Origin of the sequence: Agrobacterium sp. NPDC058088 (assembly GCF_042885035.1) — a bacterium.
GTDB lineage: Bacteria > Pseudomonadota > Alphaproteobacteria > Rhizobiales > Rhizobiaceae > Agrobacterium.
This window is the reverse complement of sequence record NZ_JBHVSU010000008.1, coordinates 213,657-227,718: the sequence shown is the minus strand read 5'-3', so window position 1 is coordinate 227,718 and position 14,062 is coordinate 213,657. Positions and strand designations below refer to the sequence as shown.

The 14,062-nt window shown below is 55.4% G+C and carries 13 protein-coding genes; 5 read left to right on the top strand and 8 right to left on the bottom strand.

The genetic code is table 11. The annotated features are described in order from the left end of the window. The first annotated feature begins 102 nt into the window (after nucleotides 1-102). The 3 genes from ACFVTJ_RS20040 to acpS all read left to right on the top strand — a co-directional run bounded on the left by ACFVTJ_RS20040 (nucleotide 103) and on the right by acpS (nucleotide 3,924). The gene (locus ACFVTJ_RS20040; RefSeq protein WP_386910363.1) at nucleotides 103-1,377 is read left to right on the top strand and encodes an SIR2 family protein; all 1,275 of its coding nucleotides are present in this window, start codon (nucleotides 103-105) and stop codon (nucleotides 1,375-1,377) included. Further along, nucleotides 1,374-3,350 (top strand): ATP-binding protein, encoded by a 1,977-nt coding sequence (locus ACFVTJ_RS20035; RefSeq protein WP_386910351.1) that lies wholly within the window; start codon nucleotides 1,374-1,376, stop codon nucleotides 3,348-3,350. Before ACFVTJ_RS20040 ends, ACFVTJ_RS20035 begins: the two co-directional genes overlap by 4 nt. A 235-nt stretch (nucleotides 3,351-3,585) precedes the next feature. Further along, nucleotides 3,586-3,924: a holo-ACP synthase gene (gene acpS, locus ACFVTJ_RS20030; RefSeq protein WP_386910362.1), complete on the top strand. Its 339-nt coding sequence runs from the start codon at nucleotides 3,586-3,588 to the stop codon at nucleotides 3,922-3,924. Here the strand turns inward: acpS and ACFVTJ_RS20025 are convergent. The 6 genes from ACFVTJ_RS20025 to ACFVTJ_RS20000 are packed head-to-tail and all read right to left on the bottom strand — an operon-like array spanning nucleotide 3,841 to nucleotide 8,454. Then, entirely contained in the window at nucleotides 3,841-4,836 is a 996-nt protein-coding gene (locus tag ACFVTJ_RS20025; protein WP_386910350.1) for a nucleoside triphosphate pyrophosphohydrolase family protein, read from the bottom strand. The two genes, acpS and ACFVTJ_RS20025, sit on opposite strands and share 84 nt — an antisense overlap. Before the next feature lie 25 nt (nucleotides 4,837-4,861). Then, nucleotides 4,862-6,064 (bottom strand): nucleotide kinase domain-containing protein, encoded by a 1,203-nt coding sequence (locus ACFVTJ_RS20020; RefSeq protein ID WP_386910349.1) that lies wholly within the window; start codon nucleotides 6,062-6,064, stop codon nucleotides 4,862-4,864. A 4-nt stretch (nucleotides 6,065-6,068) separates the two neighbouring features. Next, nucleotides 6,069-6,902, bottom strand: a complete 834-nt coding sequence (locus ACFVTJ_RS20015) for a thymidylate synthase (protein WP_386910348.1) — start codon at nucleotides 6,900-6,902, stop codon at nucleotides 6,069-6,071. Next, complete coding sequence (locus ACFVTJ_RS20010; RefSeq protein WP_386910347.1) at nucleotides 6,895-7,758, bottom strand: ImmA/IrrE family metallo-endopeptidase; 864 nt, start codon at nucleotides 7,756-7,758, stop codon at nucleotides 6,895-6,897. Before ACFVTJ_RS20010 ends, ACFVTJ_RS20015 begins: the two co-directional genes overlap by 8 nt. Before the next feature lie 28 nt (nucleotides 7,759-7,786). After that, nucleotides 7,787-8,149, bottom strand: coding sequence for a helix-turn-helix domain-containing protein (locus ACFVTJ_RS20005; protein ID WP_386910346.1), 363 nt, complete (start codon nucleotides 8,147-8,149; stop codon nucleotides 7,787-7,789). Then, nucleotides 8,146-8,454 (bottom strand): hypothetical protein, encoded by a 309-nt coding sequence (locus ACFVTJ_RS20000; protein WP_386910345.1) that lies wholly within the window; start codon nucleotides 8,452-8,454, stop codon nucleotides 8,146-8,148. The genes ACFVTJ_RS20005 and ACFVTJ_RS20000 overlap by 4 nt, the downstream gene beginning before the upstream one ends. A 281-nt stretch (nucleotides 8,455-8,735) precedes the next feature. Between ACFVTJ_RS20000 and ACFVTJ_RS19995 the strand changes: the two genes are divergently transcribed. Both ACFVTJ_RS19995 and ACFVTJ_RS19990 read left to right on the top strand, forming a co-directional pair. After that, nucleotides 8,736-9,239 carry a hypothetical protein gene (locus tag ACFVTJ_RS19995; protein WP_386910344.1) on the top strand — a complete coding sequence of 168 codons (504 nt, stop codon included), beginning with the start codon at nucleotides 8,736-8,738 and terminating at the stop codon, nucleotides 9,237-9,239. A gap of 4 nt (nucleotides 9,240-9,243) precedes the next feature. Then, on the top strand, nucleotides 9,244-10,032 hold the full coding sequence (locus tag ACFVTJ_RS19990; RefSeq protein ID WP_386910343.1) for a deoxycytidine triphosphate deaminase: 789 nt from the start codon (nucleotides 9,244-9,246) through the stop codon (nucleotides 10,030-10,032). 9 nt (nucleotides 10,033-10,041) lie between these two features. Here ACFVTJ_RS19990 and ACFVTJ_RS19985 read toward each other — a convergent pair whose 3' ends face one another. Together ACFVTJ_RS19985 and ACFVTJ_RS19980 are read right to left on the bottom strand one after the other, a co-directional pair. Further along, nucleotides 10,042-11,196 (bottom strand): RHE_PE00001 family protein, encoded by a 1,155-nt coding sequence (locus ACFVTJ_RS19985; RefSeq protein ID WP_386910342.1) that lies wholly within the window; start codon nucleotides 11,194-11,196, stop codon nucleotides 10,042-10,044. A 462-nt stretch (nucleotides 11,197-11,658) separates the two neighbouring features. Continuing rightward, nucleotides 11,659-14,055: an aldehyde dehydrogenase family protein gene (locus ACFVTJ_RS19980; RefSeq protein WP_386910341.1), complete on the bottom strand. Its 2,397-nt coding sequence runs from the start codon at nucleotides 14,053-14,055 to the stop codon at nucleotides 11,659-11,661. Nucleotides 14,056-14,062: the final 7 nt, after the last annotated feature.

Genomic DNA, 14,062 nt, shown 5'->3' with positions numbered 1-14,062 from the left:
CCTCGAGCGCATCGCCAAAGGATGGCCCAGCAGCGATCTCGATGCACTCATGCCGTGGAATTACACGCGCTGAACGGTCTCAGCTTGCCGCTTACCGCGCACATGACCAAAATTCGAGCTGATCAAGAAGCCGAGCGGAAATTCAGTTTTTTAAAAGGAGGCGACGCTGGGCCGGGAGAGGTCGCATGGTTAGACGGCATCGATTCTGTTAGAAAGGCACTTGCTGACGCAATGAACGCTAAAAACGTGGCCTTCCTGTTGGGCGCCGGATGTTCGTCGTCTTGGAATGGAGACCAAGAGGTCGGGATACCAACGATGGCTCCTTTGGCGACGGAATTTACCAAGGTTCGCGATCACGACGACGATCTATTCCCCACAACCACCGAGCGAAAAGAGTTGGAAAGTCTTTACGGGATTAAGCTGGGCGACGAGGAATATACCAGAAACCTTGAGCGACTGATGGAATTGCTGTTCAGCATGCGTTTCATACTTCGCAGAAGCTCGCACGGAAATGTCGAAGAGGGACGAAGGCTTGTCGACAGCATTATCGACAAGGTGCGTGCGTTTCTCTGGGACAAGTGCACCAATGGCAGATTCGCCCAAGGGGATACGACAGTCCATAAACTCTACGAGACCTTCTACCGTAAGCTGGTGCTACGCGATCGATCGCTTCCTCGACCGTGGGTGTTTACTACAAACTATGATGTTTTCAACGAGACAGCGATGGACAGACTGGGCCTACCCTATGCGAACGGCTTCTCGGGGGTGGTGGAACGACGTTTCAATCCTGCTACCTTCCGGTACGCATTGGCGGAGCAGCTCGACCTCTCAAGCAGGAAATGGTCCGCCGTCGACGGGTTCGTCTACCTCTGCAAGCTTCACGGCTCGATCACGTGGACCGAAGACGATCACGGCCTCTTTCCTATCAGGGAAACAACGCCGGGCAAGGATCCGGGAAAGGTCATGATATATCCGACCCCTGCAAAGCAGAACTCCAGTCTGGGCTCCCCTTACTCAGATCTGTTCCGCGAGTTTCAATCAAGGATCGTCCGTGAACAGAGCGTCCTATTCACGATGGGCTACGCGTTTGGCGACGAGCATATAAACAATATCATCTACCAAGCCCTGACCATTCCGACATTTAGGCTGGTGATTTTTGTCGATCCGGCGCTTGAAGGTGAGATCGCGAAGCTGCGGGCTCTGTCTGACCCACGCATCTGGATCATCGGCGGCGACGGGCGCGAGGACGGAAGAAAAGCGCACTACTTCGACACGATCGTGGAGGAGTTCATGCCCCAGCGGTCGGCCGAACGAATAGACGACGCCGTTCGTAAGGTGCTCGAAACCATGGCGCCGAAGAAGATGGATCAGGAATGAGCAGGGACGACAGGAAACGTGCCATCGGCAAGGTCGTATCGGTAGCGGCTGACCATTTCATCATCGAGATGCACGCTGGAACCGACAACTTTACGGTGGTCGGCTTTGATGACGTTCATTACGTGGCCAGACTGGGCTCATTCCTCATGATTCCAGTGCAGACGGAATACGTCGTCGTTGAGGTCGTCGGACTTCGCGAGCGGGATCCTGGAAGTGGCAGTGCGGGCGCGGGCGAGTTGAACAAGGCCTCGTCCGCCAAATTCCTGGATGTCGTCCCGGTCGGCATGCTTCCACAAGAGCGGGGTGCAAAGTTCCGCTTCGGTGTCTCGATCTATCCTTCCCTATACGCTGACGCGCTTTACGCGTTGGACACAGAACTCGACCGGGTCCTCGAAATCGATGTCGCAACGGAGACCGCTCCGGGATTGCACGTTCCACCCGCCCCAACGCGTTACCGTGCCTTGAGCATCGGCAAATCAGTAGTGTTCGAGGGATACGACGTCAAGGTAAAGATAGATGACTTCTTCGGCGGCCATACGGCAGTCCTCGGGAATACCGGCAGTGGCAAGTCCTGCACAGTTTCGTCTGTGCTTCAATCTCTGTTCGAGAAGGCCGATGAGAACCGTGCCCGCGGAGCGACGTTCGTCGTTTTTGACGTGAATGGCGAATACTCGCAGGCGCTGTCGCCGCTTGCAGGCAACGGTATCGGAGTAAACAGGCTGATCCTCGACGGATCCGCGAACGCGAACCGGTTCCGACTACCGCACTGGTTTTTAGACCAGAGCGAATGGGAGCTTCTGCTCCAGGCGAGCGAGCGAACCCAGATCCCCGTGCTGCGCACGGCTCTCGGACTCACCGGCTTGTTCAGGGCGAAGTCTCCGGAGGCCTTGGTGATTAAGGAGCACTTTATGGCGAGGTGCATCACCGAATGCTTCCGAGGCGCTGATGGGGACTCGCCCGTGGCAAAGTTCCACCGAGTGGTATCGCTGCTTCAAAAATATCCCACCGAAGATCTCAACGTACACTTGCTTCGCCACTATGGGGCAAATTTTCAGTACGGGAACTTCCAGAACAACAATCTAGAAGCCTTCTTGAGTAAGATAGGCGAGAAGCTGCGCGACGACGTCGAGCTGCCGTCGTACGACCGAACACCATTCGCGTTCGACGACCTCGAAGAATGTCTCGACTTCGCGATCCTTTACGAGGAATCCCACGGAAACAGGCAGATCCGTGACTACTGTTCCCAGATGCTCACGCGCTTTAAATCTTTAAAGGAGCGCCCAGACTTTCGGTTCCTTCGACACGACCTGCCTGAAGGTGTTTTAGTACCGACCATGGAATCGTTTCTTCAAGGGCTGCTTGGTCTTCGAATTGTCGGCGGCCTAGCGGTCAAGCAGAACCAGATCATCATCGTCGACATGAACGCAGTCGAGGACGAGGTGGTTGAACTTGTGTCATCTGTCCTAGCAAGAATGACCTTCCGATTACTTCGACAGGCCAAACCAAGGAACCGGTTTCCGGTCCATCTTCTCCTGGAGGAGGCTCACCGATACATCTCCGAGGCTCCCTCGAGGTACGCGATCGATGCCAATCGAATCTACGAACGCATCGCTAAAGAGGGGCGGAAATATGGCCTGTTCCTATTCGTCGCGTCCCAAAGGCCGAGCGAGCTTTCGAAGACGGTCCTATCCCAGTGTTCCAATTTTGTGGTCCACCGGATCCAGAATCCCGACGATCTTTCACAGATTAGGCAGATGACACCCTTCATTTCCGATTCCGTGCTGAAGCGCTTGCCGTCTCTTCCCAAGCAGCATGCCCTGGTCTTCGGGACGTCTGTCAATTTGCCCACGACGTTCCGCGTGCGTGATGCTAACCCCCTCCCTGAAAGTGACGATGCCAAGATCCGCGATCTTTGGTTTCATAAAGAAGGTGATGCGGCTAACATTCGCTTTCGGGCCGACGCCGCAAGATAAAGCCGGTAGTAGCTTGAGCATTTTGAAAGCCAGAAATGTGAAAGCTCAATCAGGGATGGATAACGGCCTGCATCATAAAGCGACGGCCGATTGTGAGAGCTACTCGAACTGAGAACGCAATTAGACGAATGGGACCGTTGAAACGGCGCAGCAGTTGCTCTCTTATGGCGCGAGTGGATTGTGGATCGCGGAGATTGTATTGTCGATTTTGGGACATGGGATTGACCTTGTCGATGTGGAAGAAGTTGCCACTTTGCTGACACTGTCTGACGATTTCCTTAATCGATGTTTTACCAACCTCGAACGCCAAAAGTTGGCCGCGATCAGCGCTAACCCGGAGCGCGTGGCAGCTAGGTTTGCTGCGAAGGAGGCTGTCCTCAAGGCTCTCGGAAAGGGATTTGGCAACGGCTTTTCCTTTCAGGATATCGAGGTTCTCAACCTTCCAACCGGCGCACCCTATGTGGTTCTTCACGGTCCCACGCTAGAGTTGTCAGCCCGTATCGGAGTTAGCCACTGGCTGGTTAGCCTCAGTCACGATGGTGGAAAAGCGATTGCCAGTGTCATTGCCACCTAAAGCGGGGTTGAAAAGAGCCTCCTTGTCGAACGCGATCGTAGTTTCATAAACGATCGAGCTTTCGTTGAGATCGATTTTGACGAGACCTCCGCGGTTTGCCATCATCTGTCTCCATATCTCGAAACCCTTTAATATTGCGGCCTCCCACTCGGCCAGTGAGCACCTTCCCACTTCAAGGCGACCGACCATACTCTTGATTGTTCTTAGAAGGCGGTAGTCAACCTGTTCGACGCCTGACAGAAAATTGTGGTCGCGGGCGTAGTCGAACGCCAGGGCGACGACCGCTTCCTCCAGAATCCGTGCGCGTCCTCCGTCCTCTACTTCGTCCAACAACGGCTGGCTCTTGCGCTTGCGCTTCAGAAAAGCCCGCAGGTTGGGCGACCAACCAAGTAAGGCGGCGTAGGACAAATGGAAGACGTCGTGGAAGCGATAGCCGTCGGAATCATAAGAATTGTCACCGAGCGGCGAACCTATGCGCTCTCCATTAACAGATATCTGCACCGTTGGTCTGCCGCCGCTGTCTATTTCGGTGAACAGGACCTCTATTTGACGAGGCAGGCGCTCAGCCTCAATAGAGCTGCCGTCTAGGTCTTGCCTCCGGTTGTTTGCGGCGTCCCAGCGCTCCTGAACCTTAGCGAGGTTGAATTTGGCCACCTCGTCGAGGTTTAAGTCAAACTTGCTTGCGACGTTAGCGAGATACCACAACAGATCTCCCAGCTCTTCGGAAACCCTGTCTTTAAACAGCTTGTGGGCGTCACCATCGCGCAAGTGTTTCTTGTATTCACTTAGAAGCTGACCTGCCTCGCCGGCCAAGCCGAGCATCGGAACGATAAGGGCCTCTGGCCCGCCTTTTCCAGCTGCTGCAGAGACATCAGTTTGAAGCGCTCGAAGTTGATAATCTCTAAGGTTCATTCGTCACTCCTGCTTTGGAGGCTGCTTACTCAACGGGACCACCGAGGGGGTCAGATGACGCGCCGGATGCTTCGTTAGGGAGGGCGCCAGACTCTATGCGTTCGTTGAGACCCCACTTTGGCGGATACCAGAACATGATCGGTTTGGCCGCGTGGCTGAATTTTTGCTTGATGCGTGTGCGTCCAGTCCTTCCAACAATCTCGGGATGGGCGACACGAGAAAACTTGTCGATCTCGCAAAACAAGTTCTGGCAATCGATTAGCTGGAGCCGCCGACCCCAGAGCGACGGAAAGTCGATACCGAAACGCTCGAATTCTTGCTCCTGCTTGTCTGCGACAAATCTAATGAGTTCCGGCTCGCTCAAGCCACCAAAATCTTGAAAACACTTGCTCAAGCCGTCGCGCGCGCCGGGGCCCGGGATAACAAAATCCATTTCCGAGAAATTCGTGATGGTGCTGTAGTTCACATCGGTTGCAAACTGATACGCGAGAAAGTCCCCTATCGTTGGATAGTCTCGGAAAAGTTCGAATGCAGTCTGCATCGAGCCGGCGTCCGCCAATTTACCCGGCAGCTCGTCTTTCATCATCTTTTCCAACAGCCGAAGATGGTTCTGGTGCTTGGATGGATAACCAAAGGCGGAACTTCCCGGCGGCATGATGTAGGCGGCCGAATAGATCGTCTCTCCGCCCTGCATGGCGGCGCCGAGGAACTCACTATAGCGCTCAAAATTGTAGTCGGAGTAGGTGATCGGCCCCAACGCGGCTTCCATCCTTGCCCAGGTTTCGATTTTGTTAAATAACTTGAAAAGTATGATGCGGAAAAACACCTCCGCATTGGATGACGGAAGGTCATCCCTGTAAATGACATTTCGGATCAGATATTGGCTGACCCGGTCGGACGCGCGATAGGCGTTCGTGAATTTATAAGTCAATAAAACCGGGTTGCGTGTCCACGGTTGAGGAGCACTCTTCACCCGTTTAAAAAAAATATGTTGGCGTTCCGCTGCAAATCGCCAATAGCTTTCATACGCGGCGGTTACCTTTAACGGGCTCAGGTGCTGCACGATGATTGTCGGCGCAGCTTCGCGATCACTGCCAAATGCCGTATTTGTCCATGACAAGTTTGAGGCCGTGTCTTCTATATCTAAAGGCAATTGCGCACCGGCATTCTTCGCCACGGGACGTCGTAGTTTTGCCCGACGCGTTTTCGGTTTGATTTCAGTTTTCACTTCTTTAATTCACTGCCTGGGCAAGTTGCAAAGCTGGCCCCGCAGCACCCGCGTTTTGTAATTTGCCGATTGAGGCCTCTGCGGCCGCGATGACGGGCTTCAACCCGGCGTCCGTCTTAGCGATTCGCTCTAGCTTTGCCACCCCGACCATCACATTGAGGCGGACGAACGGCATTTTCATCTCGCTTGCCATGAATTCTCCGAGTTGTTTAAGGCCCAGATAGTTACCCAAGGCTTTGTCGAAGATCTGCTGGGTCGCGTAGAATGCATTAAGCACCAAACCGGTTTTCGTCGGAACGAAGGTGACATGTTGTAGGCAAGGGAAGCCGATCTGTGCGCTCGGCGTGTGGTCGCGCTCTGGATCGAATGTTGTCACCTGCATCATGGAGTCGCGTACGCCGCCACGCCCCTCGTACTGCGAAAGCATGTATTCCAGCTGATTGCCGTCGGATGGACCGCGCCCGTACATCATCATCCGCTCGAAATACAATCCGCGACCGTTCGCCTTGCGATTCATCGCTTGATAAGCCGGAAAGGCCATCTTGTAGTAGCTAAAAAGCTTGGCACGATTGCCTTGCGCCATCTGCCAAAGGCGCTGAGGGAAAATGGTGTAAGCGACGTCCTCGACGACGCACCGCCCCTCGATCTTCAAGAGGGTATCAAGCGACTTCACGAGGTTATCATCTTCTTTTTCGAATTCCGAGATGGATAACATTAAAGGGCTGACTTCCGTACCCGGCCCGTTGATGATCCGTAGGAGGATTTTCGCGTATGCTCGCGATACGTTGGTCTCGTTGACTGAAAACGGTTCCATAGCAACGCTCTTCGACTTACTCATCGGTATCCTCCTCAAGGTGGCGGAATTCGGCCAAGCCGACATATTGTTTGCGAGCGACTCTCACGAACACTGCCCATCCGGTATCCGGCTGAATGACCCTTACGATGCCAGGCTGCTGCACCTCAAATAGGCGGCCTTCAGAAAGATCTTTCACATAAGTGATTGCTTCGTTGTCTGGTTCACAATTCGTAGGAAGAAGAAGGGTCATTCCGACTTCAACATCGACGACGGTGGTACTCCAGGCGTTGTCAACGATAATGAGAGGCTCTGACGTCAAGGAACCGAGAATAGCGGCCCGTATTGCTGCCGGCTTCTGCTTCTTCAGAACCGCAGCACGCGGACGCGACAGCATTCTCAACGACTGCGAAAGATGGGTTATCAGCGTTGTGTACCCAACGCCGAACTCACACGCTATCTGAAACATCTGGGCAGGTGTAGCCGAATCTGGCTTCCAACCACGCTTCGCAAACGCTTGGCGCATACCAAGGGTCGGCATTAGCACGAAACCCGCGAAGCTATCCGCCAGAAATTCCTTGGGATCCTCCCAAGGATTTTCCTTGGCATCTTCGCGCAACTCGTCGATGGAAGAGCCATGGCCGAAAACGTGATGGCCCAGCTCATGAGCACAATTATAGGCTCGTCGCGGGAGCGGGCGTCGAGCAGAGAGATGGATTCGCGAGGGCGTACCTCGCTGATACATACCTTCCATGTTGATATTGTTGAAGCGCACCTGAGCCTTGTGGGCTTTGCAGAGCGCGTAGATGCAAATCGGCTTGATAAGGTCCATTCCTGCCTTGTTGCGAGCAACAATGGAAGCCGTCATAGCTTGGGTAGCTAAAGCATTGCGATCCGGCATCGTCTCTTTGCTCCTAAGCTTCATGGGCTCACAGTTCCTTCGCATCAGATGTATCATCCCGCATAGCCGCAAGTAGCTTCAGCAGACGCTCAAGGTCTTCAGGCTTTAATTTGGTCAGCTCTCGCGCCGCAAGCTGCAACCTTGGATCGGCGGCATCCATCGTGTCTGGCACCTCGCCCATTAGCCAAGCAACACTCACATCATAGAGTTCCGCAAGCTTGGACAGTTCATCAGCCGATACGCGCCGGTTACCTGCCTCCATTTCAGAGACAGAGGGGCGATGCAGCCCCAGCAGATTTGCGACCTGGCCCTGCGATAGACCGGCGAGTTTGCGCGCTTCTTTCAGGCGCTCAGCCAGCTGCACCCTTTGCTCGTTCGGGTTGCCCGTCATGCCGCCGCCAACGCCGCCTGAGCGTCTAGCTGTTCAATAATCGTGCAGACAAGCGCGACTGTCTGAGCAATCGTTAAAGCCTGCTTGGTATCATCGTCAACGAAGATGTTGACTTCCGGCGGGATCGTCTTGCCAAGCGCATCGCCGAGCATGCCCGCAGCGACGGGCCAGACCTTGCTATTGAACTTCGGCAACTCTTCTGCTGGCTTGATCGTCGCATCCAGGGCAGGGCATGCTTCGCCGCTGATCGTCTGGATCATCGTCAGCACGTCCATCAGGTGCTTTTGAACATCGGTCGAATCCATCACTTCCTCCGTTTCTTACATATGGTAAGATAATCTTACCTTAGAAAGAGTCAAGGCCTGCGCTGTCTTCAGCCCGGGCGATGTAGAAAAAACACATAGGAACGCTTTGTAAGTGGCGGATAACACATCATTTCATCGCGAGACTTGGCTTTCGCGCATTGCTGATACCCAGGATGCACATGTAAGTTAGCATAGTTGAATCATTCCGCCGGGATGGCCAATTGTGTTACGCGACCCCGACTAAGATTGGAATCCTGAGAAAAAAGAGGGAAGGAAGTAGAATGACGCTGCCTTATGATTTTCTGGCGATGCAACAAGCGCAGTTCCGTCATGATCAGCGGAATCATTCGGATATCATCTGCTTGCCCAAAACGGATCGGCTCAAGCATTACGGCCTCCACTTCGCAAAGTACGTAGGCCGGCTAGCGCGCGGGAACAGCGAACCAAAGTCCGTAGACCGGACCCTGGTCGACATGACTTTAGTGTGCTTGAGCGCGGCGAACGCGCTACATCAACGCATCCAAGACGACGTCGAAAGCCGCTCGGCCGAACAGTATGATCAGGTCGACCCGTTTCGTTCTCTAGCCGATGCGAGCGGTAGGTTTGCTGACGCCTGCGAAAAAATCGACCATATGGAAGATTTCCTTCCGATCGCCCGACTTGCTAATATCGACGTCTTAAGCTGGGTAGTGCATTCTGCCTCTGAGCGCGGCCTCGACCTCAACCAAGCCATTGCCGAGCGGCGCAAGGAACTGGTTGAACGTCAATTCTTTATCGCGGATTGAAGCCATGGTATTTTGGAGCAGCCAGACGCTGGAAAGCCGCCTCGGTCAATTGGTCACCGGCCCGGCAACCCCAAAGGTCGACTGTAATTCGATCGAGCTAACGGTCGGACGTGAGGTCTACGTTACGCCCGATCTCAACGACCTTTACAAGACGACAAAACAACAACTTAAAGCGGAGCAGTCCTTTCAGATCCCTCCTGGCCAGTTTGCGTTTCTGCTCACAGAGGAAACTATAGTGGTTCCCCCGACTGCGATGGCGTTCATCTCTATGAAAGCCACGTTTAAGATGCGGGGTCTAATCAACGTGTCTGGATTTCACGTTGATCCCGGCTGGAATGGGCCACTCATTTTTGCAGTGTTCAACGCAGGTCCTGCGCCCGTTCATCTGCAACGAGGTTTACCCCTCTTTTTGATCTGGTATGCGGATCTCGATCACGCCTCTGAGAAAAAAAAGACCCAGCCTGGACCGGCTTCCATTCCGCCGAATTTCATCAGCAGTCTTACAGGAGGCAACGACACTCTGCATGCGCTCGATCAGCGTCTTAAGGACGGGGTGAAAAAGCTCGAGGAGGAAGACAAAAAGTTGGATGTCCGTATCCATGACCTTCGAAACGCTCAGACCCGCAATACGGTTGTGCTCACCTTTATGACTACTATTGTCATTGGGCTTGTTGGGTACGCCTTTCGCGAGTCCATCGTATCTATACTCGCGCCAAGGCCAACAAGCGTTATCACCCAGACGCAATCGATCCCTCAAAATGCGGCAGAGTCCACCCAAGAAAAAACGCCGTAGTCGCACTGGTTAGATTACACCCCACGCCCGAAACCTTCCCCTCCCCGTCATCTCACGCAAGCCGAGCTGTAAAACGATCCGCCGCGCCGCTTGCGGCGTAACCTCCAGCGTTTTCGCCACCATTCCGGCCGACACCAGCGGTTTTGCCATCACGAGCTCGACCAACTCCGGCAGTTTCGAAGATGCGCGGCGCCCCTCCAGTTTTCGCTCGAACATCCCTTTCGCCAATGTTAGCCGGTCATGCTCCTTGATGCCGATCTCGGCCGCCGCCAGAAATCCGTGAGCGATGGCCAGCAGCCGCGTCTCGCGATCACGATGCCGGCGCCGATCGACCGGAATGGTTTTCAGTCCGGGGTTGATGGCGGCGAGATGCCCGCCGGTGGTGATGCCGGCCTGCCGCAGGATCGAGGCGCAAAACAGCCGGCCGAGCCACGAGGCGTGCTGAACCACGGCAAGCTCGTTCCAGGCATCGAGGGCGACAATGGCCTGCAGCACTGCCGGCAGGTGTTCGACCTGCCGCAGCGCCGCCCGCCATTCGTCGAGCCGGGCATCCTCGTCCCAGTCGAGATCATAGACGAGCGGGTCTTTTTCGGCCGCGGCGCTAGCGCCGGCACGGCCCGGCCGTGTGGCGCTCTCGATCGCCGCGTCCGACCGTGCCAGCACCGCATCGATGGCCGCGAGGTCGACGCCGGTGAGACTTTCCGCGGCATCACCGTCGTCCCTCTCCCCTTCCCGCTCGACCACCTGTGCAGGCTCAACTCTACGGACGTTCGCGGTGTTTTCAGAACCGTCTGATGGTCCGGGCCACGCCTGGGTCTGTCGCAAGGTTCGGATACCGTCTGGGGACAAAGCCCAGTCGGGTGTCTGCCCGGAAATCCGGCGGTGGGTGCGCAACACGTCGCGGGCGATGGTGAGTTCGTGGGTGGGGGTGCGAGTGTCTCGGAATGCGTCGTGGAGGACGAGGTCTTCGAGATGGACGAGCTCGCCGTCGATCCACAGCGATGCGCAGGCGTCGGCGAAATTCTGGCGTTCAAGGAAGCCGACGCCGACCGGCGAGCGGGCGATGCGCTCGTCGAGACGCGTCAGAGCGACACCGGCGTCGAAAGCCGGTCGCATTAAGGTACTCATGCTGATTTTCGCGAGATCGTAAGCCATTGAAATCATGGTAAATGATTTGCTAAAGGAACTCTATATTCATATTACAGTTCCTCACATTGTATGATTCCTGGTTGGTGTTCTAACGATCGACAAGTATCCCGTACCAATTGTAGAGTTTTATTTCGCTATAATAACCGATAATTCTACATATTATTGGCAGCAAATAAATTTTCACTGCGCACTACGGATTTTTGCTGAATTTAATTCGAAAGTATATTTTATCATCTAATAGCTCATTTACAAATCCTTCCTTTGGAGCTTAAGCATTCCCGAACCTAATCGCGTGGACAAGAACTCAATTTGTCCGTCGCTAATACTTGAGTTTGCGTCTCGACCATCCTCCCAGCACCCCGATTGACGGCAACACCGCGCAGATGCGTCCGCAGAGTTGATCTAACGCATAACCTTAGGGGCCTGCCTGGCCCCCCGTAGACAAACTTGTCAGTTGTTGCCCCCGCAAGATGCTGATCAGGCTCCGTATGGCACCCAGATGTTCTTCACCTGTATCGCCCTGCGCAAATAGTCGCCGCCCCGCCCTTGGGTACGGTCAAGCCAATCCGGCTGACGCCCATTATTGACCCAAGTGGCCTTCAGGTTGCCCGCTGAAGCCCTCTCGACCATCGCGCTTCCGTCAGCCGATCCGAAATACCAGATGGCTGCAACCTCATCATGCTCGACCAGCGTCTTTGCAAGCATATCGCGTTCACCGGTCACAATGTTGATGACCCCGCCGGGCACATCCGACGTGTCCAGCACCTGATAGAAATCCCCGGCAATCAATGGATGGCGCGATGACGGGATGACGACGACGCGATTGCCCATGGCTATTGCCGGCAGCACAAGCGATACCAGCGACAGCAGCGGCGCCTCGTCGGGGCAAACGATACCGACGATACCCCACGGCTCGTTCATGGCAAGCGTGACGTGACGCGACTTGGTGGAGTGTACGGCGCCATCGAACTTGTCGGCCTGGGCGGCGTAATAGGAAATACGGCGCAGAGATGCGTCGAATTCGTCCCTCGCCTTCTTTTCGCTCACACCGGTGCTATCAATGATGCGGGCGACAAATTCGTCGCGCCGTGCATCGAGGTTCTCTGCGAGATAATAGAGCACCTGCGCACGGTTATGGGCGGTTGCGGAACTCCAGCTGCCTGCCTTTGACGCGGCTTCCACCGCATTGCGGATGTCCTTGCGGTTACCTATTCCGGCCATGCCAATCACGGCGTTGCCCTTGCCGGTGACCGAATAACTGTAGCCACCGTCGGCGCGGGTTTGCTTGCCGCCGATATAGTTTTTCATGGTCCGATCAAGGCCATCGATCGCCATCTTGCTGTCGGCATTCGGCGATGCAGATGGTGCGAAGGCTTCAGCGGGCTTGCTGACCGACAGGTTCTTTTCCCAGTCTGCCGCCAGATATTCGTAAAGCCCTTCGCGCGCACCTTCACGGCCAAAACCGCTTTCACGGTAGCCGCCAAAACCTGCACCGGCGTCCAGCATGTTGGTGCAGTTGATCCAGACCACGCCTGCCTTGACGCGGGCAGCCAGATCAAGCGCGACATTGATGTTTTCCGACCAGATCGAGGCGGCGAGGCCGTAACGGGTGTTGTTGGCCAGCGAAACGGCTTCATCCGGCATGCGGAAGGTGGTTGCTGCGGCGATCGGGCCAAAGATTTCCACCTGGCAGACCGTCGAGGCCTGATCGACTTCGGTGAAGAAGCCGGGAGCGACGTAATTGCCAGTAGACGGCAACGGGTTGGTACTCTGCCAGAGTTCACCACCCTCCTCCACCCCCTTGCGGACAAGATCCGTGATGCGCTTTACCTGCGTGGCGGAAACAATGGCACCGACATCAGTCGACTTGTCGAGCGGATCGCCGACCCGCAGGGTTTCTAGCCGCTTTTTCAGGCGTGCGTAAAATTTCTCGGCAATGCCTTCCTGCACCAGCAGCCGGGAACCGGCGCAGCAGACTTCTCCCTGGTTGAACCAGATCGCGTCAACAACACCTTCAACCGCCGCATCAAGATCGGCATCCTCAAAAACGATGAAGGGTGACTTGCCGCCCAGTTCCAACGACAGTTTTTTGCCCGAACCGGCAATCTGCTCGCGAATAACGCGGCCAACCTTGGTCGAGCCGGTGAAGGCGACCTTGTCGACGCCTGCATGGCCGCAGATCGCAGCTCCTGTTGAGCCATCGCCCTGCACGATGTTGACGACACCGACTGGAAGGCCGACCTCGTGGCAGATTTCCGCAAAGGCGACAGCCGTCAGCGGTGTCAGATCGGCAGGCTTCAGCACCACGGTATTGCCGGCGGCAAGTGCCGGCGCGATCTTCCAGGCCAGCATCAAGAGAGGGAAATTCCAAGGGATCACCTGACCGCAAACACCGACGGGCGAGAAACCACGGAACTCGTCTTCCACCATTTCGGCCCATCCGGCGTGATGGTAAAAGTGACGCGCGACGAGTGGGATGTCGATGTCACGGGTTTCGCGAACCGGCTTGCCATTGTCCATCGTCTCCAGAACGGAAAGGAAGCGCTCGCGCTTCTGGACATGGCGGGCAATGGCGTAGAGATAACGGGCGCGTTCGTGACCCGACAGTTTTGACCATTTTCCGAAGGCCGCGCGGGCGGCCTTGACCGCCTGATCCACGTCTTCCTCATTGCCGCAAACGATCTCCGCCAGCTTATCCCCGTTTGCGGGGTTTGAGACGGCAATCGTCTTTCGGCCATCAGGCGACACGAACCGGCCGTTGATATAGTGACCGAACGAGCGTCCGTGAGCGTCGAGCCACTGCTTCACATCACCATTGGCTTCGGGGGAAGGTCCATATTCCATGGTTTCCAAAATGTCCTTAATGGGTCGCATTATTTCA